The sequence below is a fragment of the Palleronia pontilimi genome (assembly GCF_016412875.1).
In the GTDB taxonomy this organism is placed as follows: domain Bacteria; phylum Pseudomonadota; class Alphaproteobacteria; order Rhodobacterales; family Rhodobacteraceae; genus Palleronia; species Palleronia pontilimi.
Window position 1 is genome coordinate 193789 of record NZ_JAEKPD010000007.1, and the last position, 21405, is coordinate 215193.

The 21405-nt window shown below is 68.5% G+C and carries 19 protein-coding genes; 11 read left to right on the top strand and 8 right to left on the bottom strand.

Translation table 11 applies throughout. The annotated features are described in order from the left end of the window. The first annotated feature begins 18 nt into the window (after window positions 1-18). The 5 genes from ILP92_RS08115 (at window position 19) to ILP92_RS08135 (ending at window position 5054) form a co-directional block, all read left to right on the top strand. Window positions 19-243 (top strand): AbrB/MazE/SpoVT family DNA-binding domain-containing protein, encoded by a 225-nt coding sequence (locus ILP92_RS08115; protein ID WP_198915880.1) that lies wholly within the window; start codon window positions 19-21, stop codon window positions 241-243. Next, window positions 240-629 (top strand): type II toxin-antitoxin system death-on-curing family toxin, encoded by a 390-nt coding sequence (locus ILP92_RS08120; RefSeq protein ID WP_198915881.1) that lies wholly within the window; start codon window positions 240-242, stop codon window positions 627-629. Before ILP92_RS08115 ends, ILP92_RS08120 begins: the two co-directional genes overlap by 4 nt. 49 nt (window positions 630-678) lie before the next feature. Then, a complete protein-coding gene (locus ILP92_RS08125) occupies window positions 679-1914 on the top strand; it encodes a putative DNA modification/repair radical SAM protein (RefSeq protein ID WP_198915882.1) in 1236 nt (411 codons plus the stop codon). Continuing rightward, window positions 1914-3338 carry a UdgX family uracil-DNA binding protein gene (locus tag ILP92_RS08130; protein ID WP_198915883.1) on the top strand — a complete coding sequence of 475 codons (1425 nt, stop codon included), beginning with the start codon at window positions 1914-1916 and terminating at the stop codon, window positions 3336-3338. The genes ILP92_RS08125 and ILP92_RS08130 overlap by 1 nt, the downstream gene beginning before the upstream one ends. A gap of 69 nt (window positions 3339-3407) precedes the next feature. After that, a complete protein-coding gene (locus tag ILP92_RS08135) occupies window positions 3408-5054 on the top strand; it encodes an acyl-CoA dehydrogenase family protein (protein ID WP_198915884.1) in 1647 nt (548 codons plus the stop codon). A gap of 72 nt (window positions 5055-5126) precedes the next feature. Here the strand turns inward: ILP92_RS08135 and gnd are convergent, their stop codons facing one another. Beyond that, window positions 5127-6527: an NADP-dependent phosphogluconate dehydrogenase gene (gene gnd / locus ILP92_RS08140; protein ID WP_198915885.1), complete on the bottom strand. Its 1401-nt coding sequence runs from the start codon at window positions 6525-6527 to the stop codon at window positions 5127-5129. Window positions 6528-6798: 271 nt separating this feature from the next. Between gnd and ILP92_RS08145 the strand changes: the two genes are divergently transcribed. The 3 genes from ILP92_RS08145 to ILP92_RS08155 all read left to right on the top strand — a co-directional run bounded on the left by ILP92_RS08145 (window position 6799) and on the right by ILP92_RS08155 (window position 11611). Beyond that, the gene (locus ILP92_RS08145) at window positions 6799-8676 is read left to right on the top strand and encodes a polysaccharide biosynthesis protein (RefSeq protein WP_198915886.1); all 1878 of its coding nucleotides are present in this window, start codon (window positions 6799-6801) and stop codon (window positions 8674-8676) included. 143 nt (window positions 8677-8819) lie between these two features. Beyond that, window positions 8820-10943, top strand: coding sequence for a YjbH domain-containing protein (locus ILP92_RS08150; protein WP_198916016.1), 2124 nt, complete (start codon window positions 8820-8822; stop codon window positions 10941-10943). A 2-nt stretch (window positions 10944-10945) separates the two neighbouring features. Then, a complete protein-coding gene (locus tag ILP92_RS08155; RefSeq protein WP_198915887.1) occupies window positions 10946-11611 on the top strand; it encodes a YjbF family lipoprotein in 666 nt (221 codons plus the stop codon). On the opposite strand, the gene ILP92_RS08160 is transcribed toward ILP92_RS08155, so the two are convergent. Both ILP92_RS08160 and ILP92_RS08165 read right to left on the bottom strand, forming a co-directional pair. Further along, window positions 11608-12219 (bottom strand): sugar transferase, encoded by a 612-nt coding sequence (locus tag ILP92_RS08160; RefSeq protein WP_198915888.1) that lies wholly within the window; start codon window positions 12217-12219, stop codon window positions 11608-11610. The genes ILP92_RS08155 and ILP92_RS08160 overlap by 4 nt on opposite strands. After that, entirely contained in the window at window positions 12216-13046 is an 831-nt protein-coding gene (locus ILP92_RS08165) for an NAD-dependent epimerase/dehydratase family protein (RefSeq protein WP_198915889.1), read from the bottom strand. The genes ILP92_RS08160 and ILP92_RS08165 overlap by 4 nt, the downstream gene beginning before the upstream one ends. 99 nt (window positions 13047-13145) lie before the next feature. Between ILP92_RS08165 and ILP92_RS08170 the strand changes: the two genes are divergently transcribed. Beyond that, window positions 13146-14261, top strand: coding sequence for a polysaccharide biosynthesis/export family protein (locus ILP92_RS08170; RefSeq protein WP_368667858.1), 1116 nt, complete (start codon window positions 13146-13148; stop codon window positions 14259-14261). 79 nt (window positions 14262-14340) lie between these two features. On the opposite strand, the gene ggpS is transcribed toward ILP92_RS08170, so the two are convergent. The 4 genes from ggpS to ILP92_RS08190 all read right to left on the bottom strand — a co-directional run bounded on the left by ggpS (window position 14341) and on the right by ILP92_RS08190 (window position 18145). Then, window positions 14341-15831, bottom strand: coding sequence for a glucosylglycerol-phosphate synthase (gene ggpS / locus ILP92_RS08175; RefSeq protein ID WP_198915890.1), 1491 nt, complete (start codon window positions 15829-15831; stop codon window positions 14341-14343). Beyond that, complete coding sequence (locus ILP92_RS08180; RefSeq protein WP_198915891.1) at window positions 15831-16607, bottom strand: HAD-IIB family hydrolase; 777 nt, start codon at window positions 16605-16607, stop codon at window positions 15831-15833. Before ILP92_RS08180 ends, ggpS begins: the two co-directional genes overlap by 1 nt. Continuing rightward, entirely contained in the window at window positions 16604-17719 is a 1116-nt protein-coding gene (locus ILP92_RS08185; RefSeq protein WP_235971230.1) for an NAD(P)H-dependent glycerol-3-phosphate dehydrogenase, read from the bottom strand. The genes ILP92_RS08180 and ILP92_RS08185 overlap by 4 nt, the downstream gene beginning before the upstream one ends. Before the next feature lie 126 nt (window positions 17720-17845). Then, complete coding sequence (locus ILP92_RS08190) at window positions 17846-18145, bottom strand: hypothetical protein (protein ID WP_198915893.1); 300 nt, start codon at window positions 18143-18145, stop codon at window positions 17846-17848. Here ILP92_RS08190 and ILP92_RS08195 point away from each other — a divergent pair. Next, window positions 18144-19043 carry a UTP--glucose-1-phosphate uridylyltransferase gene (locus ILP92_RS08195; protein ID WP_198915894.1) on the top strand — a complete coding sequence of 300 codons (900 nt, stop codon included), beginning with the start codon at window positions 18144-18146 and terminating at the stop codon, window positions 19041-19043. The genes ILP92_RS08190 and ILP92_RS08195 overlap by 2 nt on opposite strands. Window positions 19044-19192: 149 nt before the next feature. On the opposite strand, the gene ILP92_RS08200 is transcribed toward ILP92_RS08195, so the two are convergent. Then, a complete protein-coding gene (locus ILP92_RS08200; RefSeq protein ID WP_235971232.1) occupies window positions 19193-20551 on the bottom strand; it encodes a HupE/UreJ family protein in 1359 nt (452 codons plus the stop codon). Between ILP92_RS08200 and ILP92_RS08205 the strand changes: the two genes are divergently transcribed. Continuing rightward, on the top strand, window positions 20550-21371 hold the full coding sequence (locus tag ILP92_RS08205; RefSeq protein WP_198915895.1) for a DUF4198 domain-containing protein: 822 nt from the start codon (window positions 20550-20552) through the stop codon (window positions 21369-21371). The two genes, ILP92_RS08200 and ILP92_RS08205, sit on opposite strands and share 2 nt — an antisense overlap. Window positions 21372-21405: the final 34 nt, after the last annotated feature.

Here is a 21405-nt window from a genome sequence, read left to right on the forward strand (position 1 = left end):
ACCGTTGGAGGCTCACCCATGTTCGAGACCAAGATCCGCAAGGTCGGCAATTCCTGCGTCCTGACCCTGTCGAAGGAAGCGCTCGCCGTGCTCGACGCGGCCGAGGGCGATACCGTTTACCTGGTGCGCACCGATGACGGGTCATTGTCCCTGCGTCGGCACGAGGATGACTTCGCCGACGCAATGGACGCGCTTGAAGTCGGGGCGCGCCGCTACAACAAGGCGATGGACGCGCTGGCATGACCGACGCGCCCCGCTGGGTGCCGTTCGCAGCGATCAAGGCCATCCACGACCGGATGATCTCTCGCCACGGCGGCACGCCGGGGATGCGGGATGAGGCCCTGCTTGAAATGGCCTGCGGGCGGCCGCTGAACCTTCACGCCTACGGTCAGCCGGATTTGTTCGACCTGGCGGCGGCCTACGCATTCGGGATCGCCAAGGCACACGCATTCATCGACGGCAACAAACGCACGGCGTTCCAGACGTGCTTCGTCTTTCTGTACCTGAACGGGCAGGATCTGGATGTGCCAAATGCCGAAGTCGTCGCCATGATGGAAGACCTCGCCCAGTCCCGCGTGCCCGAGGCCGAATTCGCGTCGTGGCTGCGCGCGGGAGCTGCGGCGCGGTAGCGCACGTTCCCCCCTTGTTCCGCGCGAGATGTGAACGTAGGGTGAACGCATGGCCAAGCACGATCTTCAGCAAAAACTCGCGATTCTGTCGGATGCGGCGAAATACGATGCGTCCTGCGCGTCGTCGGGCACGGCGAAGCGCCATTCGCGCAAGGGCGACGGGCTGGGCTCGACCGAAGGCAGCGGGATCTGCCACGCCTATGCGCCGGACGGGCGCTGCATCAGCCTGCTGAAGATCCTGATGACGAATTTCTGCATCTACGACTGCGTCTATTGTGTGAACCGGGTCAGCAGCAACGTCACCCGCGCCCGCTTCACCCCCGAAGAGGTCATCACGCTGACGCTGGAATTCTATCGGCGCAACTACATCGAAGGGCTGTTCCTGTCGTCCGGCATCATCAAGTCGCCCGACGACACCATGGCCGACATGGTCCGCATCGCGCGCGAGCTGCGCACCATCCACAAGTTCCGCGGCTATATCCACCTGAAGACGATCCCCGATGCCGACCCCAAGCTGATCGAGGAAGCAGGGCGCCACGCCGACCGCCTGTCGATCAACGTGGAGCTGCCCACCGACGCTGCCGTGAAAACCTTTGCCCCGGAAAAGAACCCCGGCACGATCCGCAAGGCCATGGCCGATGTGCGCCTGACGAAAGAGGCCAGCGCCGAGCGCAGCCACACCGGCAAACGCCCGCCGCGATTCGCACCCGCGGGGCAGTCGACGCAGATGATCGTGGGGGCGGACGGGGCCAACGACGCGACGATCCTGGGCCAGTCCACGCGGCTTTATTCCAGCTACAAGCTGAAGCGAGTCTATTACTCGGCCTTCTCGCCTATCCCCGATGCCAGCGCCAAGCTGCCGCTGATCCGTCCCCCGCTGGAGCGCGAGCATCGTCTTTACCAGGCGGATTGGCTGCTGCGGTTTTACGGCTTCGGGCTGGACGAGATCACGGGTGCCACCAAGGACGGCAACCTGGACCTGCAGATCGACCCGAAACTGGCCTGGGCGCTGCAGAACCGCCACCACTTCCCGCTGGACGTGAACGCCGCCCCGCGCGAGATGCTGCTGCGTGTGCCGGGGCTGGGCGTGAAGACCGTCAACCGGATCCTGACCACGCGCCGCCACCGCACCCTGCGCTACGAGGATCTGACCCGCATGGGCGCGTCGCTGAAGAAGGCCCGCGCCTTCATCACCGCCAAGGGGTGGACCCCCGGCGTGCTGACCGACAGCGCCGATCTGCGCGCCCGCTTCGCGCCCCCGCCGGAACAGCTGAGCCTGTTCTGATGCCCACGATCCGGGTGCCCGCGCTGGACACGGCCCGCGCCTGGCGCGACGCGGCGCGCGGGCTGCTGGGGGCCGGGGTGCCGCCTGCGGACGTGCTCTGGCAATTCGGCGATGGCGATGCGGATCTCTTCGCCGATGCGCCCGCCGCGCCACCCGCCGCCGCGAAGGTGGGTGTGCCCAAGAGCTTCGTCGCCCTGTCGGAAAACGTCTGCTGGCACTCCGACCCGCAACGCTTCGCGCGGCTTTACGCGCTGCTCTGGCGGCTGCGCGACAATTCCGGACTGATCGCCGACCGGGGCGACGCGGACCTGGCCCGGCTGCGCCTGATGGAAAAGGCCGTGAGCCGCGACAAGCACAAGATGAAGGCCTTCCTGCGCTTCCGCGAGGTGCCGAAGGTCACCGACCGCCGCCGCTTCGCCGCGTGGTTCGAGCCGACGCACCACATCGCCGAGCCCATGGCCGGGTTCTTCGCGCGCCGCTTCGGTGACATGGACTGGCTGATCGTGACGCCCACCCGCTCGGTCGAGTTCACCGGCGGCGACATCACGCTGCACGACGGCGCGGCCAAGCCCGACCTGCCCGACGACGCGCACGAGGCGCTGTGGACCACCTATTTCCGCAACATTTTCAATCCCGCGCGCCTGAAGATCCAGGCGATGCAGTCCGAGATGCCCAAGAAATACTGGAAGAACCTGCCCGAAGCCGCCGCCATCCCCGACATGATCGCCCATGCCGAGGCCCGCGCGCGCCAGATGCAGGCCGCGGCGCCCACGCTGCCGCCGATCCGCGCCGCCCGGATCACCGAAAGCCTGGCGCAGCCCGCGCCGCCCCCCGCCAGCGACCTGGACGCGCTCCGCCAGCAGGCCACGGGCTGCACCCGCTGCCCGCTCTACCGCGATGCGACGCAGGTGGTGATGGGCGAGGGGCCGCGCGACGCGGCGCTGATGATCGTGGGCGAACAGCCCGGCGACCAGGAAGACCTGGCGGGCCGCCCCTTCGTCGGGCCCGCGGGCCAGCTGTTCGACCGGATCGCGGGCGAGGTCGGGCTCGATCGTCGGCACGCCTTCGTCACCAACGCCGTGAAGCACTTCAAATTCGCCCCCCGCGGCAAGCGCCGCATCCACCAGCGCCCCGACGCGGGCGAGGTCGTGGCCTGCAAATGGTGGCTCGACGCCGAACGCGCGCTGATCCGCCCCAGGCTGATCCTTGCCATGGGCGCCACCGCGGCGGCCAGCCTGACGGGCACCGGGCAGGGCATTCTGAAGCGGCGCGGCACGTTCGAGACGACGCGGGAAGGCACGCCGGTGCTGCTGACGCTGCACCCGTCCTACCTGCTGCGCGTGCCCGACCCGGCGGCGAAAGAGGCCGCGCTGCGCGATTTCCGCGCCGACCTGTCGCTGGCCGTCGCGCGGCTGGCGGCCTGACCGCGTCCGTTTGATTTGATTTGCGGCCCGCCCCGCGCGCCCGCTACGCTGCGGGGCAGGGAGAAACCGATGATACCCCGCGCGCCGACGGCCGATCTGCCGACCCACGAGGTCCTGAACACGCCGCCCCATATGGGCGACCAGGACCTGTGGGTCGGCGACCGCGCGTTGCGCCACTGGGTGCGCGCCATGGGGGCCGGGGCGCATGCCGATCACCTTGCGGCGGCGGGGCGACAGGCCGGGCTGGACGCGACCCTCGACGCGGCGACCCAGGCCAACCGCTTCCCGCCCGAACTGCGCGCCTTCGACCGCTACGGGATGCGGATCGACGCGGTCACGTTCCACCCCGCGTGGCACGACCTGATGGCGCGCTTCACGGCCCACGGCCTGCACAACTACGCCTGGCACCACGAAGGCCACGCGGGCCACACGGCGCAGGCCGCGCTGGGCTACCTGTTCGCCCAGCCCGAGGGCGGCGCGCTCTGTCCCATGGCCATGACCTATTCGGCCGTCCCGGCCTTGCGCGCGGCCCCTGCGATCGCGCGGGACTGGCTGCCGCGCCTCCTGTCGACCACCTACGATCCCCGCGACATCCCCGCGCCCGAGAAATCCGGCGCGCTTCTGGGCATGTTCATGACCGAGAAACAGGGCGGATCGGACGTGCGCGCCAACACTACGCGCGCGGTGTGCGACGGCGACGCCTATCGCCTGACCGGCCACAAGTTTTTCTGCTCGGCGCCCATGTGCGACGCGTTCCTCACGCTGGCGCAGACCGACGCGGGCCCGTCGTGCTTCCTGATGCCGCGCTGGCGGCCCGACGGCACCCGCAACGCGCTGCACCTGCAGCGGCTGAAGGACAAGCTGGGCAACCGCTCGAACGCGTCGGCCGAGATCGAGCTCCAGGGCGCCCACGGCCTTATGGTCGGCGACGAGGGGCGCGGCATCCGCACCATCATCGACATGGTGGCGCTGAACCGCATGGCCTGCGCAAGTGCGTCGGCGGGGATCATGCGGCAGGCGCTGGTGCAGGCGCTGCACCACACCGCCCATCGCAGCGCGTTCCAGAAGCGGCTGATCGACCAGCCGCTGATGCGCAACGTGCTGGCCGACCTCGCCATCGAGGCCGAGGCGGCGCTGGCGCTGGCCCTGCGCGTCGCCCGTGCGCTGGACCACCTGGACAACCCGGCCGAGGCGGTCCTGGCGCGGATCGGCCCGGCCGTGGCGAAATACTGGATCTGCAAGCGCGCGCCGGGCGTCACCTACGAGGCTATGGAGTGCCACGGCGGCCCCGGCTACATCGAGGACAGCATCCTGCCGCGGCTCTACCGCGAAGCGCCGGTCAACTCGATCTGGGAAGGGTCGGGCAACATCATGGGCCTCGACGTGCTGCGCGCGCTGCACCGGGCGCCGGACACCATCGACGCCTGGCTCGACGAACTTGCCCCGGCGCGGGGCGCGCATCCGGCGCTCGACGCCGCCATCGACGGGCTGAAGGACGCGCTGGCCGACCGCGACGGCCTGGAAGGCCAGATGCGCGTCATCACCGAGCGCCTGGCGCTGACCATGCAGGGCGCGCTCCTCACCCGACACGGCCCGCCGGAACTGGCCGACGCGTTCTGCGCCAGCCGCCTGGCCCGGCCCCCGGGCGGCGCCTACGGCACGTTGCCGAAGGGGCTGGACCTCGACGCGATCCTTGCGCGCGCCCGGCCGGGCTGACGCGCCTTCCCATCTTTGTTCTTCCAAATATCCCGGGGAGCGCGAGGGGCAGCGCCCCTCGCTCCGGCGCTTTCAGTCGACCCACGGCCCATGGTGGTCGCGCCCCGCGTCGTCGAGCCGCGCGAAGCCGTGCCAGCCGAAGAAATCCCGCTGGCCCTGGATCATGTCGGCGGTGCCGCGCGCGGTGCGCATCGTGTCGAAATAGGTGACCGCGCCCGCCAGCGCGGGGACCGCGTGGCCCGCCGCGATGGCGCGGGCCACCACGTCGCGCAAAGCGGGCATCGCGTCCTCCAGACGGTTTGCGAAACCGCCTGACAGCATCAGCGACGTGTCGCTGTCCGTCAACGCGTCGGCCATGTCGTCCAGCATGGCCGAGCGGATGATGCAGCCCGCGCGCCAGACCTTGGCGATCTCGGGCAGCGGCAGCGACCAGTCGAAATCGGCGCTGGCGCGCGACAGCATGTCGAAGCCCTGGCTGTAGCACAGGATCTTGCCCGCGATCAGCGCGCGTTCCAGCGTGGCGTCACCGGGCACGTCGAAGGCCTGCGCGCCCGCGCCGAACCGCGCCTCGCCCGCCGCGCGGCGGTCCTTCAGCGCCGACATGTTGCGCGCGGCCACCGCGGCCTCGATCACCGGGACCGGCGCGGCGAGGTGCTGCGCCTCGATGGCCGTCCAGCGGCCGGTGCCCTTCTGGCCCGCCGTATCCTCGATCACCGCCAGAAGCGGGCCGGCGCCGCGCGGATCCTTCGCGGCGCAGACCTTGGCGGTGATCTCGACGAGGTAGCTTTGCAGCGGCCCGCCGTCCCAACGCTCGAACAATGCGGCGATGTCGTCGTAGGACGCGCCGCGCCCGTCGCGCAGCAGGCCGTAGATCTCGGCGATCATCTGCATGTCGGCGTACTCGATGCCGTTGTGCACCGCCTTCACGAAATGGCCCGCGCCGTCGGGGCCCATATAGGTGGCGCAGGGCGTGCCGTCGTGCTTTGCCGCGATGGCGGTCAGGATCGGGGCCACCCGCTCCCACGCGGCCCCGTCGCCGCCGCCCATGATCGACGGCCCGTGGCGCGCGCCATCCTCGCCGCCCGACACGCCGATGCCCAGGTAGGGCACGCCGTCGTCGCGCGCGGCCTTGGCGCGGCGGATCGTGTCGCGGAAATTGGCGTTGCCTGCGTCGATGATCAGGTCGTCCTTGTCCATGAGCGGGCGCAGCCGCGCGATGTGATCGTCGACGATGTCGCCCGCGGGCACCATCAGCACCACCGCGCGGGGCGGCGCGATGGCGGCGACCAGGTCTTCCAGGCTTTCGGTGGCGGTCAGCCGGTCGGCCAATTCACCCGCGCCGTCCACGAAATCGTGGGTGCGCTGGGTCGTGCGGTTGTAGACGGCCACCGACACGCCATTGTTGGCCATGTTCAGCGCCAGCGCGGCGCCCATGGTCCCGAGTCCGATCAAGCCGATCCGTGAAGTGCCCATGCCCGTCTCCTGCCATCGATGTGCCAGTGTCTGAGGGTAGGCGGCGGCCACCGCCTGTCCAGCCGACGCCGCCTTCGGCGGTTCCGCGTCGGGTTGCGGTCGGTCGGGCGGCCCGCGCTTGTTGCAGCGCGGCATCTCGGCTAGGTAAGACGCTAACGAAGCCCGCGCCGCAAGGGTCGGCGCGACCATGCCACGACAGGATCCGATGCCGTCTCGCAGATCGCAAATCACCGCCGGGTTCCGTGGCGCGGCAGGATCGTTGGCGGATCTGATGTCGCGCTGGGCCGTGTCGCTGGACCGCCGGGAAAAGCGCTTCATCCTGGTCACGGTGGACCTGACGCTGACGGCGCTGTCCTACGTGGCGGCGCTGGCGCTGATGGGGGCGCCGGTGGCCGACATGCTGGGCGGCGGCGTCGGGCAGCTGACACTGGCCATGCTGCTGGGCATGACCGGCGTGACATCGGTGATCCTGAAGATCCCCAATATCCGGCTGAATGCCTATGACGCCAAGGGCATCGGCTGGGTGGGGGTGCTGTCGCTGATCTCGGCGCTGATCGCGGCCGCGCTGCACCGCATCGCGTCGGCGCCGCTCGATTCGTCGACCTTCATCGTTTTCGGGCTGATGCTGTTCGTGGCGCTGGCCTCGTCGCGGCTGGTGATGCTGGAAGTGCTGGTGGCCTTCTACCGGATGCAGGGCAAGCGCTGCCGCGTGGTGATCTACGGCGCGGGCACGACGGGGATGCAGCTGGCGCGCGCGCTGGTCCACCACGACACGATCGAGCCCGTGGCCTTCGTCGACGACAACCCGTCGCTGCAGAACCTGACCATCGCGGGCCTGCCGGTGCTGCGCCCCATGGATATCGAGGCCATCGTCGCGGAGCGCCAGGTCGAGCGCGTGCTTCTGGCCATGCCGTCGCTGTCGCGGCCCAAGCAATCGCAGATCGCCAAGCGGCTGACCGCCGCCGGGCTGGAAGTTCAGGCGCTGCCGTCCTTTTCGCAGCTGATCGGGCAGGAGCCGCTGGTCGACAAGCTGGTGTCGCTGTCGGCCGCGCGGATCATGGGGCGCGAGGTGCGCGACCGCCAATCCGACCAGGCGACGCAGGAATTCGCGGGTCGCGCGGTGCTGGTCACGGGCGGCGGCGGCTCGATCGGCTCGGAGCTGTGCCGACAGGTGCTGAGCTGCGCGCCGCGCAAGCTGGTGATCTTCGAACTGTCGGAACTGGCGCTTTACGAGGTGGAAAAGGCCCTGCGCCCGCTAGCGCAGGAAGCGGATGTCGAGCTTGTGGCGATCCTGGGCTCGGTCACGGAAGCGCGCCTGGTGCGCCACGTGATCGAGCATCACGACGTCGACGTGGTGCTGCATGCCGCCGCCTACAAGCATGTCACGCTGGTCGAACAGAACCCGCTGGTGGGCCTGGCCAACAACGTGCTGGGCACCTGGACGCTGGCGCGCGAGACCATGCGCGCGGGATGCGAGCGGTTCGTGCTGGTCAGCTCGGACAAGGCGGTGCGTCCCACCAACGTCATGGGCGCGTCGAAGCGGCTGGCAGAACTGGTGATCCAAGACCTGGCCGCGCGGGCCAACCGGACGATCTTTTCCACCGTGCGCTTCGGCAACGTGATCGGGTCGTCCGGCTCGGTCATCCCGCTCTTCAAGGAACAGATCGCCCGCGGCGGGCCCGTCACGGTCACCCACCGCGACGTGACGCGCTTCTTCATGACCGTGGAAGAAGCGGTCAGCCTGGTGCTCGTGGCGGGGTCCATGGCCCAAGGCGGCGAGGTTTACGTGCTGGACATGGGCGAGCCGGTGCGGATCTGGCGCCTGGCCGAACACCTGATCGACGAGCACGGCTACACCGTGCGCAGCGAGGCCGATCCCGACGGCGACATCGCCATCGTCGAGATCGGGCTGAAGCCGGGCGAGAAGCTGCACGAGGAACTGGTGATCGGCGAGGGCCACCTGACCACGTCGCACGAAAAGATCTTCACCGTCCGCGAGGCCCGCCTGAGCGAGATCGAAGTCGCGTCGGCCATCCGGTCGCTGCGCGAAGCCATGGCGACGGCGGATGTGGATGCGGCCGCCGCGGTGGCGCGCCGCTGGGTCGAGGGATACCGGCGCGACGCCGACACGGTCGAGCCGCGCGCCTGAGCGGCGGATGCCTGCCGACGTTGCCCCCGCGCACCGCTGCGCGGTCGCGTCGTGTCGGCCGGTCTTTACGCCGCGTGCCGTGATCGGCATAGATGTCGTCGAACCCGCTGGAAGCCCGCAGGAAGGGGATCTCCGTGACAGCTATGAGACGGCTCGCCTGCACGGCCTGCGCGATGCTTCTGGCAGGCGCTGGCGCATCCCACGCCGATTTCGAACGCCCGACGCTGAACCTATACGGCGTGACCGGTGCCATCGACACGCCCACGGCTTTGGACCAGCCCGAGGGCGAGCTGGCTCTGACCGTCGGGTATTTCGGCAATATCACCCGCGGAACCCTGTCGTTTCAGGGCTTGCCCGCGGTGCAGGGCGCATTCCGCTATACCCGCTTCGGTGGCCTGAACCTTCAGGATGAAGAGAATTACGAGAACTATCTGGACCGCAGCTTCGACATTTCGATCCGGCTGCTGAAGGAAAGCCGCTTCCTGCCCGCGATCAAGGTCGGCCTGCAGGATTTCGCGGGAACGGGCTTTTCGTCCGCGGAATATGTGGTCGCCACCAAGACCTTCGGCGACCGCCTGGCGGTCACGGCGGGTCTGGGATGGGGGCGTCTGGGAAGTTACAAGCCCATCGGCAGCCTCGGCGAGCGCGGCGAGACCGAGGTAGGAAAGGGCGGCAATTTCAACATCGAGGAATGGTTTTCGGGCGACGTAGCCCCCTTTGCGAGCGTCATCTACCGCCCCACGGACCGCTTGACGCTTCTGGCCGAATATAGCTCGGACATCTACGAGCTCGAGCAGGGGACCGATCGGTCCGACAGGATCCTGACCCGCGATAGCCCGCTGAATTTCGGCGTCACCTATCGCGTCAACAACGCCGCGACGCTGGGCGCCTATTACATGTACGGCTCGGAAATCGGAGTGAAAGTCAGCTTTGTCGGCAATCCGAACCGCCCGCCGGTGCCCGCCAGCGTCGGGCCCGCGCCGCCGCCGCTGCTGGCCCGCCCGTCGCGCCAGGCCGCGCCCGACAAGTGGGTGGAAACCTGGGCGCAGAACCCCCGCACGCAGTCGGTGCTGCTGACGGCGCTGGACAAGGTGGTCGAGGAACAAGGGCTCGAGATCGAGTCCTTCGAAGTCATCAGCCCGAACGTCGTCGAGGTGCGGTTCCGCAACAGCCGCTACAACGCGAACGCGCAGGCCGTGGGGCGCATGGCGCGCGCGCTGGCGTCGACCATGCCCGCCTCGGTCGAGACGTTCCGCATCGTGCCCAGCGTTGTCGGCCTGCCCGCGTCGACGGTCGTCATCCGCCGTTCCGATCTTGAAGCCCTGGTCTATGCGCCGAACGCGGCGGCGCAGCTGAACGCCGTCGCGGGGATCGAGGACGCGCGCGCATCGAACCCGGGCGCGTCGCTGAACCCCGACATGTTCCCGCGCTTCGACTGGTCCATCGGGCCCTACGCGCAGCGCCTGCTGTTCCAGCCGTCGTCGCCGTTCCGGTATTCGGTGGGCGTCCGCGCGGGCGCCACCTACGAGCCGCGGCCCGGCGTGGTGTTGTCCGGCTCGGTCACGAAGCGATTGTTCGGAAACCTGACCGAGGACACGACCGAGAGCAATTCGGTGCTGCCCAAGGTCCGGACCGATTTCAAGAAATACAACGAAGAGGGCGATCCCGCGCTGCAGACCCTGACGGCCGCCTATTACTTCAAGCCGGGCCCGAACCTCTATGGCCGGGTGACGGCGGGCTACCTGGAGCGCATGTTTGGCGGCCTGTCGACCGAGCTTCTGTGGAAGCCGGTGCAAAGCCGCCTGGGCCTTGGGATCGAGCTCAACTACGTCAAGCAGCGCGAGTTCGATCAGCAATTCGGGTTCCGGGACTACTCGGTCGCGACGGGGCACGTGTCGGCCTATTACGAGCTGAACGACAAGTTCGACGTGCGGCTGGACGTGGGCCGCTACCTGGCGGGCGACGTGGGCGCGACACTGGCGTTGAGCCGCGTCTTCGACAATGGCTGGCGGGTGAGCGCATTCGCCACCAAGACCGACGTGTCGGCCGAGGAATTCGGCGAAGGATCCTTCGACAAGGGGATTTCCGTGTCGATCCCGGTGGCCTGGTTCACCGGGCGGCCCACGCAGCAATCGTTGAGCACCACGCTGCGCCCCGTGACGCGCGATGGCGGGGCGCGGCTGTCCGTGGACGGTCGGCTTTACGGCCGGGTGAACGGCTACCACGAAGACGGGCTGGATGACCAATGGGGCCGGGTATGGAGATGACCATGACAGCGCGCCTGCCGATCCTCGCGCTGATCGCGCTGACCGCGATCGCGGGATGCTCGAACCGCGACAGCTCGGACGAGCGGGGGCTGACGCGCGAGGTCGTCGGCGCGCTGTCCTCCGTGTTCCGGCGGGGCGACGATGCCAGCACCCGCATCACCCTGACCGATGCGCAGCTGAACGCGTCCCCGGCCGATCTGATGCTGATGAAAGTGCCCGAGCTCGGCAGCGAGGCGGGCCTGGTGACCCACGCGCAGAACCGCGACGTGACCACCTGGATCACGCCGGACGGCACCGCCGTGTCGCTGAAGGACGGCCAGGTCGTCAGCACCGCGGGCTTCGGCAGCGATATCGCCAGCGCGCAGGTTCCCGACCTGCGCGGGGGGGCCGAGCGCGTGGTGCGCGACCATTACCGGCTGCTGGGCGACGAGGATATCCACCTGATCCGCTACTTCTGCGCGCTGCGCCGGTCCGGCGACACGGTCAGCGTCACCGGCCGCAGCTTCGCGACCACCCGCATCGACGAGGAGTGTCGCACCGAAGACGGTCAGACCGCGCAGAACGTCTATTGGATCGACGGGCGTGGCGTGGTGCGCCAGTCGCGCCAGTTCGTGTCGCCGCAGCTGGGCTATATCGAGCTGCAGGCGGTCCATACCGGCCTGCGCTAGGCCCGGTCCAGCACCTTGCGCGCCGTCTCGGCCATGAGCTTCAGGTCCAGGCACAGGTCGCGGTTGCGCTGGTAGATCAGGTCCAGCGCCGCCTTGCGCGGCACGCAGCGGCGGCAATAGACGGCTTCGGTTTCCGCCCCGGTGGCGCAGGCGGCCAGCAGCCGCTCTTCGTGTCCGTGGAAGCGCAAGGTCGCCAGCCCGGTGATGCCCGGGCGGCTGCGCAGGACGCGTTCGTAGAGGTCCGGAAACAGCTCGGTATAGCGGCGCAGCGGCGGGCGCGGCCCGACGAAGCTGATATCGCCGCGGATCACGTTCCAGAGCTGCGGAAGCTCGTCCAGGCGGGTGCGCCGCAGGGCGCGGCCGATGGGCGTGATCCGGTCGGACTTGTCGCCCCCGGTGACGCCGCCATCGCCCGGATCGGGACGCATGGTGCGGAATTTCCACAGCACGAACGGATCGTCCAACCCGCGCATCCGCTCGGACGGGTAGAATACGGGGCGTCCCGACTGGATCAGCACCAGCGCCGCGATGACCAGGATCGGGATCAGCAGCACCGTTCCCATGAGCAGGGCCAGTGTCAGGTCGAAAAGGCGTTTGGCGGGCGTCATGGGGGGGACATATCGGTTGCACGGACCTCCGACCAGAGCGCGTCCGCCGACTGCTCCGGCACGTCCCAGAACCCCGCCAGGCGCGCGGTGTCGAGATTGGCGTAGGCCACGGCGCCCTGCGGCGCGGGGATGCGCGCGGGGTCCACGCCCGCCGCCCGGAAGATGTCGAGCATGGGGATCGGCCTGCGCGCGGCCACGTTCAGCACCGGCGGCAGCGCCCGCCCGTGGGCCACCGCGGCGGCGAGCGACGCGAGGCAGCGGGCCAGCGCGACCGGGCCGATGAAGCTGCGCATGGGCGCGTCGGGCGCGTCCGGGAAGGCGTCGAGCCGGGCGGCCCCGGCGTCGATGGCCAGGAAGGGTTGCGCCGCGCCCGCCACGTTGGCCAGCCGCAGCGCGGTGACATCGGGCGCCCGCGTGGCGTGCTCCATGGCGAGCTTGGCCTCGGCATAGGCGCCGCGCGGGTCCGCAGGGGCGTCTTCGCCGACCGGATCGCGCGGTGTCGGCCCGTAGATGGACGAGGACGAGGTCACGAACACATGCGCCGCGTTCCAGCGACGGGCGGCGTCCACGCCCGCCTGGGCGAGGCGGGTATTCTCGGACAGGTCGCCGCCGGTGACGGGCGTGACGCCTGCCAGGACGACGACGCTGGCGCCGTGGGCGGCGGGGCAGGGCGGCGGCGCGCCGATCAGGTTCCAGACCAGGTCACCGCTGCGGCCCACGCGCAGGAACGGCACACCCGCCTGGTGCCAGGCGCGGCAGACCCGACGCCCCACGAGCCCGCCCGCACCGATCAGCACCACGGGTCGCGCCGTCGTGGCTTGTGACATCGACTGCCTCATACGCGATTGCCTTCCCGGCCTATCCTAGTATCTTGAGCGCGCGGGCGAAACGGCCCCATTCTGCCCTGCTGCCGCAAGGAGATACCAGTGAATCGACGGATCGGAACCGCCTGTCTTGGCGGGCTTCTCCTTTTTGCGCTCGCCGCTTGCTCGGGCTTGCCGCGCGGCTCTGCGATTCGCTCGGAAATCAGCCGACCGGCGGCTGCGGAAGCGTCGGATTATGCCTTCTACCCGGTGACCCGGGCGCTGTTGCCCACGGTCGCGGCCTGGCCATCGGTCAACACGGTGCCCACCGACGGCTGGCCGCGGGCGCAGAACGGCGCGCTGGGCCAGTTGATCCGGCCCGGGGACACGGTGGCGATCCGGATCTGGGACAGTTCCGAGAACTCGCTTCTGACGGGGATCGAAGAGCGCTCGACCTCGCTGGGCGAGATGGTCGTGAGCCCCGGCGGCTCGGTCTTCGTGCCCTACGTGGGCGATGTCCGGATCGCGGGGGTGAGCCCGCAAAGCGCACGGCTGGCCATCCAGAACCGGTTGTCGGCCATCGCACCGTCGTCGCAGGTGCAGCTGGCGCTAGCCGAAGGCACGCAGAACGCCGTGTCGGTGGCCGCGGGCGTGAACAGCCCCGGCCTTGTGCCGCTGCGCGATCGCAACACCACCGTGCTGTCGGTGATCAGCCAGTCGGGCGGCGTTTCGCCGACCTTGCGCAATCCGCGGATCCGGCTGCAACGCGGACAGAAGAATTACTCGACCTCGCTCAAGCGGCTCTATGAGAACCCGGATGCGAATGCGTTGGTCCATTCGGGCGATACGATTATCGTGGAACAGGACGATCGCTACTTCCTGGCGCTGGGTGCGGCGGGCAAGGAAGATGTCATCTATTTCCCCCAGGACCGCGTGACCGCGCTCGAGGCGATATCGCTGATCGGCGGGATCACCGACACGCGCGCCGATCCCGAGGGCGTGCTTGTGCTGCGGGAATACCCGGCCTCGGCGCTGGACGCGGGCCTGCGCGGTCCCCGGCAGCAGCGGGTGGTTTTCGCCATCGACCTGACCACGGCGGATGGGCTTTTCAGTGCCAAGAACCTGCAGATCATGCCCGGCGACGTGGTGCTTGCGACCGAGTCGCCGGTCAGCTCGATCCAGGTGGCGCTGTCGCTTTTCGGCGGCGGGCTAGGCTTCGCGCGGCAATTGTCGAACTGACGGAACCGCTCGGCGGTGCGCGTTTTCTTGAGAAAACGCGGAACGGAATTTTCGAAAGTTCCGTCGCCCCGTCCGGCCGTCAGGGCGCGATCTGGCCGTCCTCGCCCGAAAAGCCCGCCATCTGGTCTTCGGCCCAGGCGCGCACGTCGTATTTCGCGATGGTCGCGCGCATGTCCTTCATCCGCGCTTCCTGCTCTTCTTCCGACATCTCCAGCGCCTGCAGCAGCGCGCGGTCCATGCTTTTGTGCGAGAACGGGTTGGCCAGCACCGCCGAGCCCATTTCCACCGCGGCACCGGCGAATTCCGACAGCACCAGCGCGCCGCGATTGTCGCTGCGGCAGGCGGCGAATTCCTTGGCCACCAGGTTCATCCCGTCGGCCAGCGGCGTGATCCAGGCCACGTCCGCCGCGCGGTAATAGGCCACCAGGTCGTCGAACGGGATCGCCCGCGAGAACAGCGTCACCGGCGTCCAGTCGAACGTGCCGAAGCGGCCGTTGATGCGGCCCACGGTCTGCTCGATCTCGTTCTGGATACCCTCGTAGACGGTCATGTTGCGGTTGGCGCTGACCGAGACGTGCAGCAGCCGCACCTTGCCGTGCAGGTGGGGGTTTTCGTCCAGCACCCGCTCGAAGCTCATCAGCTGGTCGGTGCCGCCCTTGGTGTAATCGGTGCGGCCCACCGACAGGACCATGGACACGTCGCCCAGTTCCTCGCGGATGGCCTGAGCGGCGGCGCGGGTTTCTTCGGTACCGGCGCGGCCCGCGATGTAGTCCATGTCAACCCCGACGGGGGAGGCCTGGACGTGCACCCGGTGGCCCTGCCAGGTCACTTCTTGTGCCACGCGCCGTTCGCTCAGCGCCACGTGTTCGCGGATGAAATCCGGGTTCACGGGCTGGCGCGGGCCGGTCTGCACGTCGAAAAGCGATTCGGCGACACCGACGAAATTGGCGGCATAGCGCGGGATGTGGAAGCCCACCACGTCGGCGGCCAGCAGCGATTCCATGATCTCGCGGCGCCAGGGCAGCACGTTGAACATATCCGCGGCGGGGAAGGGGGTGTGGTGGAAGAAGCTGATCCGCAGGTCGGGGCGTAGCTTGCGCAGATAGCCGGGCACCAGCCACAGGTTGTAGTCGTGCACCCAGACCACCGCGCCCTGCGCCGCCTCGTTGGCGGCGGCTTCGGCGAAGGCCCAATTCACCTCGCGGAAGGTGGGCCAGTCGACGGGGTCGTAGTCGTATTTTTCCTTGAAGCTGTGCAGGATCGGCCAGAACGCTTCCTTGGACGTGACGTGGTAGAAGGATTTCACCTGCGCTTCGGTCAGGGGCAGGCGCGACACGGAATAGGTGCCATAGCTGTCTTCGATTTCCACGACCCGCTCGAAATCGGGGTCCGTGGGCGTGTCGGACAGTTTCCACGCCACCCAGGCCCCCTTGTCCACGCGCCCGAAAAACGACTTCAGGGTCGGGACGATGCCATTGGGGCTTTTGTTTTCCTTGAAGACGGTCCGGCCGTTTTCCTCGACCTCTTCGTAGGGCTGGCGGTGATAGACGATGACAAGATCTGACGGCATCAGGCTTCCTCGGGCAGGTCGTGCAATTCGAATTCGGCGACCGCTTCGATGATCCCGGCGGCCCCGATGGCGGTCGCGACATGGACATGGGACAGGGGCGACACGCGGTCCACCAGCGCCGCTTCGGCCCCGCCGACGGCCACGGCCGGAAGGCCGCATTCCAGCATGGACAGGTCGTTCAGCGTGTCGCCCGCGCAGAGCACCTTGTTGGGCGCAATGCCCAGATGGGCCACCAGCCGCTTCAGCGACGGGCCCTTGCTGATGCCCCTGGGCAGGACGTCGAAATACTTGTTGTCCGAGGTCAGCGGATCGAACCCCATGTCGCGCACCCGCTCGCAGATGGCGGGGTCGAAATCGTCGGGGTTCATGTCGTAGCTGACGCGGTAGCGGAACTCGGTCGGCTGCAGCGTCAGGCCCGGGGCGTCGGCCAGCTCGGCGCGGATACGTTCGCCCGCATCGCCCCATTTCTCGGCGATCTCGACCTCGAGCGACTTGATCGGCGACACGCGCTTGTTCTCGATCTGCGCGATGGTGGTGCCCACGTCGCCCACGACGTATTCGGGCCAGGGCACGCCGCCGTCGCAGAGTTCGGCGATGAAATCGGGGTCGCGGCCGGTCACGAAGATCAGCCCGATGGTCGAGCGATTGACCTCGATCCAGTCATAGAGCCTGCGGCGGTCGCCGTCGCTGCCACCCAGGAAGGTGCCGTCCAGGTCGGTGGCCAGCACGAAACGGCGGCCCCCCATATCCGAGCCGGGAACGAATTCGTCACTCATGCGTGCTCTCCAAATGGATGGTCCAGGGAAATGCCGAGCGCCTTGGGCTCGGCTTCGATGGGCCGCGCCCAGAGGTCGCGGAAGGTATGTGTCAGGTCCGCGCCCTGGTGCAGCACGGCGTGGACCGCTTCGCAGATGGGCAGGCTTACACCGATGCGCCCCGCCAGGTCTATGACCGAGATCGCGTTCACTTCGCCTTCGACCACGACCGGCTTGCCGTCGAAGCAGTCTTCGCGCTTCAGGCCTTTGCCCAGCTGCGTGCCCAGGCTCATGTTCCGCGACGTGGTGGACGAGCAGGTCAGGGTCAGGTCGCCCGCGCCAGACAGGCCGGTGACGGTTTCGCGCCGCCCGCCCAGCACTTCGGCCAGCGTCTTCATCTCGTCCATGCCGCGGGTGATCAGGGCCGCGCGCGTGTTCTCGGCGAAGCCCGCGCCCGACATCATGCCGCAGGCGATGGCGATGACGTTCTTTACCGCGCCGCCGATCTCGACCCCCACCAGGTCGTCGCTGATATAGGGGCGGAAGGATTCGCTGCTCATCGAGATCGCGAGCCGCGCGGCGGGGCTGTCCTGCGGGTCCAGGCGATCACGGTAGCGGAAATGGAAGGCGACCGTGGCGGCCGTGGGATGGGCCAGCACGGTTTCGCGGGCGAAGGTCGGACCCGACAGCGCGCCGATGGGGTGTCCGGGCAGCTCCTCGGCCGCGACTTCGCCCAGCAGCAGGCCGGTGCGCGCCTCGATCCCCTTGGCGCAGAGCGCCACCGGCACGCCGTCCGGCAGGTGCGGCTTCAGCTGCGCGCAGATCTTGCGCAGCGTCGTCGACGGCGTGACGATCAGCACCGCATCCGCCTTCGACAGCGCGTGGGCCATGTCGGTCGTCGCCTCGATCCCCGGCGGCAGGGCGATGCCGGGCAGGTATTTCGGATTTTCCGAGCGGGTCGCGATGGCGTCCACGATCTTGGCGTCGCGGCCCCAGATCACGACCTCGCGCCCCGCGCGCCGTGCGACGGTAGCCAGGGCCGTGCCCCAGGACCCGGCCCCGATCACGGCGATCCGGGTATAGGGCGTGGCCAGCGTGGGCAGCAGGTGCCGGTCTTTCTTGCTGAGAGTCATGGAAGGCACCTTGGCGGTGGGAACACAGGATGTCGAATGGCAATGCAACGGGCGCGGGCGGGTTCCACCCATCTTGCCATGCCCTCGGCCCGGCCTGTCCGGCTGCGGGCGACAGGGCCAATACAATCATATCGTGCTGAAATAGCGGGCAACCGGCTGATTTTCAATGCGCCAGGTCGGATTGTCGCGGAGCGCTCCGCCGACGGCCGATTTCGCCGATTTTCGATAATTCTTTCTCAAACTTGTCAAAATTCCGCCGTGTTGCACGGGCAAAACCGGACGGACGCCCGGCAATGTATCGCCGCTCGCGAACCTTTCGAGGTAACCAATCCGGCCGCGCAACGCTTTGGTCGGTACCCGATCAGCAGATATGCTGCGGTGCAACAGTCGCCGTCGCAGTCGCAGAAAGTAGGAGACCCAGATCATGCCCAATGCCCCCGTCCGCACCGCCATTTTCCCCGTCGCGGGACTGGGCACGCGCTTTCTGCCCGCCACCAAGGCCACGCCGAAAGAGCTGCTGCCCGTCATCGACACGCCGCTGATCCAATACGCCATCGACGAGGCGCGCGAGGCGGGCATCGAGCGGATGATCTTCGTCAGCCACCCATCGAAGGCCAGCATCGAGCGGCACGTGCGCCACGACGCGGACCTGACCCGCACGCTGCGCCGCCGCGGCAAGAACTCGGTCGCGCGCAAGCTGGAACGCGCCGCGTTGGACGAGGCCACGCACGAGGTGATCTTCGTCATGCAGGACGAGCCGCTGGGTCTGGGCCACGCCGTCAATTGTGCCGCCCAGCACGCGCTGCCCGGTGCCGTCGCCGTCATCCTTCCCGACGATCTGATCGTGGGGAAAGGATGCCTGGCCGAGATGGTCGAAGCCTATGCGGGCTGCGACGCGGGCCACATGGTCGCGTCGATGGAGGTCGACCCGGACGCGGTGTCGTCCTATGGCGTGCTCGCCCCGTCGCGGACCGAAGGCCAGCTGATCTTTTCGTCCGGAATGGTCGAAAAGCCCGCGGTCGCCGACGCGCCGTCGCGCCAGGCCGTCGTCGGGCGGTATATCCTGGACGGCTCGATCTTCGCGGATCTCGATGCCCTCAAGCCGGGTGCCGGCGGTGAATACCAGCTGACCGACGCCATCGCCGCGGGCATCCGCCGGATCGGGCTGGCCGGGTTCGCCTTTTCGGGGCGCCGCTTCGATTGCGGCTCGAAGCAGGGCATGCTGGCCGCGACCCTGTACATGGCCGCGCAGGACGCCGATTACGCCGATGTGCTGTCGGAATTCTGCGTCACGACCTACGCCACGTCGCCCGTCGCGGCGTGACGCGCATCTGAAGCATGGTTTCAGCCAGCCGCCCCGGTCGGGGCGGCTTTTTTCGCTGCCTTCGTGGGGTGCGACGTCCGCGATGCGGATGCCTGTCCTGCCTTGGCCGATCCCACACGAGCGATCCGCAGACGGCATCGGGATCGGATCTAAAGAAAGACCCGTTCGACGAACCAGTATGCCCCGACCAATGCGATCAGGATCGACGCGGGGTTGGCCACGTTCTGGCGATAGCTATCGTCGCCTTCCGAGGCCAGGGCCGCGCCCGACAGGCCCAGCAGGACCGCGATCGTCGCCGCCAGGGGCAGCAGGCCGCCCTCCAACGTGACGCCCAGGAGGCTCATCCCGGCGAAGAGCGCGGGCACGATCACGAAAGCCAGCCCCAGCGAGATCCAGGCGGGCAAGCGCTGGACCGCCGCGCGCCCGTATTCGCGCATCGCCATGAAGACCAGCCCAAAGGCCAGCGCGATCACGAAGAGCTGGCCCAGCTCGACGCCCACGTTGAAGCCGATCAGCTTGGCCACGAAGTTCGACGTGCCGAGCCCGTATTCCGTGAGCACGCCGGCGAAGCCCAGCCCGTGCAGCAGCCCGAAGGCCAGCACCACCGCGGGCCGCCACGGCGTCATGCCCCGGCTCAGCACGTTCTCGACCCCCACATAGACGATGGAGGCGGCGATCAGCGGCTCGACGATGGCGGGCGAGACGCTGACGATGCCGAGTGCGGCCAGGGCCAGCGTGACCGTGTGCGCCAGGGTGAAGGCGCTGACCTGCCAGAAGAGCGGGCCCAGGTGGGTGGACAGGAAGAACAGGCCCAGCACGAACAGGATGTGATCGAGGCCGAGCGGTACGATATGTTCGAAGCCCACCGGGATATAGGCCAGGAACGCCTGCAGCCACGTCTGCGAGGACGGGCCCACGCGCGGGATCGGTGCGCTTTCGGCGCCGTTGGTGAGGTAGCCGGTATAGGCCTCGGGGCCCGCTTCCATCTGGCGCAGCACCAGCGCGCCGAGGCTCGCGTCCCACTGGACGATCACCGGCGCGTCACCCGGGGGCAGGGCGCCGGTGACCACGAAATCCGACAGGCGCGGCAGCGCGACATTGCCGACCTCGGGCACGTCCACGCTTTGCAGGCTCAGCGGGATCCGCGCGTCGCCCGACGTGACGCTGATCTGCCGGGCGAAGGCGTCGAAGCGGTCGCGGAAGGCCTGCGCCATGGCGTCGGGGTCGAGCGCGCGCAGTCGGTCCACCTCGTCCGCGCGGTCGGACGCGTTGGTATCTTGCAGGCCTTCCAGGTCCACGCCCGCGACGAAGGGCTCGAGCGTCGCTTCGAAATCCAGCGTCACCGTGCCGTCGGCGATGGTCAGGTCCGCCACCGACGGCTGCACCTCGTGCGCCAGGCCAGGCGATGACATCAGCGCGAGCAGCAGCCCGGCGCAGGCAATCACGCTTGACAGCACGGCCGCCCGCGCCACCCTGACGGGCAGGCCAAACAATTGGAAAATCATCATGTCCCGCGCATCCTTCGCCGCCATCCTTGCCTTCGGCGCACTTAGCACAGGCGCCGCCGAAAGCCACGAATTCTGGATCGAGCCCGTGCTCTACCAGACCGAGCCGGGCTTCCGCATCATCGCGGCGATCCGCGTGGGCCAGGCATTCGAGGGCTCGTCCTACGCGTATCTGCCGGACAACTTCCTGCGCTTCGACCTGGAGCAGGGCGGCGAGATGGCCCCGGTGGACGGGCGCCCGGGCGACCGTCCGGCGGTCAACCTGGAAGCGACCCGGGAAGGGCTGGCGATCCTGGTCCACGTGACCCGCGACTACGAGCTGGAATACGACAGCTACGAGGATTTCGTGAGTTTCGTGGAATCGAAGGATGCCGCCTGGGTGCTGGGCAGCCACGCCGATCGCGGCCTGCCCGAGGAAGGCCCGGTCGAGGCCTATTCGCGCTACGGCAAGTCGCTGATCGCCGTGGGCGACGGCGCGGGGCAGGATCACAGCTTCGGGCTGCTGACCGAGATCGTGGCGCTGGAAAACCCCTATACCGACGACATGAGCGACGGGCTGGACGTGCAGGTGCTGTATGAAGGCGAGCCGCGCGGAGATGCCCAGGTCGAGGTCTTCGCCAAGGATGCCGAGGGCACGGTCGAGATCACCAAGCTGATGACCGACAAGAGCGGCCTGGTCACGGTGCCCGTGGAGCCCGGCAAATCCTACCTGGTGGATTCGGTGCTCCTGCGCGAGCCGAAGCCCGAGGCGGTCGAGAGCATGGGCGCGGTCTGGGAAAGCCTGTGGGCGTCGCTGACCTTCGCCATCCCCGAAGGGACGTGAGCCGGGGCGCGAATTTTCGGCGAAAATTCGGGCG

Bases quoted from the DNA above. Each gene is read 5' to 3' on its own strand.
- ILP92_RS08115 (WP_198915880.1), top strand. From the start codon at position 19: ATGTTCGAGACCAAGATCCGCAAGGTCGGCAATTCCTGCGTCCTGACC.
- ILP92_RS08120 (WP_198915881.1), top strand. From the start codon at position 240: ATGACCGACGCGCCCCGCTGGGTGCCGTTCGCAGCGATCAAGGCCATC.
- ILP92_RS08125 (WP_198915882.1), top strand. From the start codon at position 679: ATGGCCAAGCACGATCTTCAGCAAAAACTCGCGATTCTGTCGGATGCG.
- ILP92_RS08130 (WP_198915883.1), top strand. From the start codon at position 1,914: ATGCCCACGATCCGGGTGCCCGCGCTGGACACGGCCCGCGCCTGGCGC.
- ILP92_RS08135 (WP_198915884.1), top strand. From the start codon at position 3,408: ATGATACCCCGCGCGCCGACGGCCGATCTGCCGACCCACGAGGTCCTG.
- gnd (WP_198915885.1), bottom strand. From the start codon at position 6,527: ATGGGCACTTCACGGATCGGCTTGATCGGACTCGGGACCATGGGCGCC.
- ILP92_RS08145 (WP_198915886.1), top strand. From the start codon at position 6,799: ATGTCGCGCTGGGCCGTGTCGCTGGACCGCCGGGAAAAGCGCTTCATC.
- ILP92_RS08150 (WP_198916016.1), top strand. From the start codon at position 8,820: ATGAGACGGCTCGCCTGCACGGCCTGCGCGATGCTTCTGGCAGGCGCT.
- ILP92_RS08155 (WP_198915887.1), top strand. From the start codon at position 10,946: ATGACAGCGCGCCTGCCGATCCTCGCGCTGATCGCGCTGACCGCGATC.
- ILP92_RS08160 (WP_198915888.1), bottom strand. From the start codon at position 12,219: ATGACGCCCGCCAAACGCCTTTTCGACCTGACACTGGCCCTGCTCATG.
- ILP92_RS08165 (WP_198915889.1), bottom strand. From the start codon at position 13,046: ATGTCACAAGCCACGACGGCGCGACCCGTGGTGCTGATCGGTGCGGGC.
- ggpS (WP_198915890.1), bottom strand. From the start codon at position 15,831: ATGCCGTCAGATCTTGTCATCGTCTATCACCGCCAGCCCTACGAAGAG.
- ILP92_RS08180 (WP_198915891.1), bottom strand. From the start codon at position 16,607: ATGAGTGACGAATTCGTTCCCGGCTCGGATATGGGGGGCCGCCGTTTC.
- ILP92_RS08185 (WP_235971230.1), bottom strand. From the start codon at position 17,719: ATGACTCTCAGCAAGAAAGACCGGCACCTGCTGCCCACGCTGGCCACG.
- ILP92_RS08195 (WP_198915894.1), top strand. From the start codon at position 18,144: ATGCCCAATGCCCCCGTCCGCACCGCCATTTTCCCCGTCGCGGGACTG.
- ILP92_RS08190 (WP_198915893.1), bottom strand. From the start codon at position 18,145: ATGATCTGGGTCTCCTACTTTCTGCGACTGCGACGGCGACTGTTGCAC.
- ILP92_RS08205 (WP_198915895.1), top strand. From the start codon at position 20,550: ATGTCCCGCGCATCCTTCGCCGCCATCCTTGCCTTCGGCGCACTTAGC.
- ILP92_RS08200 (WP_235971232.1), bottom strand. From the start codon at position 20,551: ATGATGATTTTCCAATTGTTTGGCCTGCCCGTCAGGGTGGCGCGGGCG.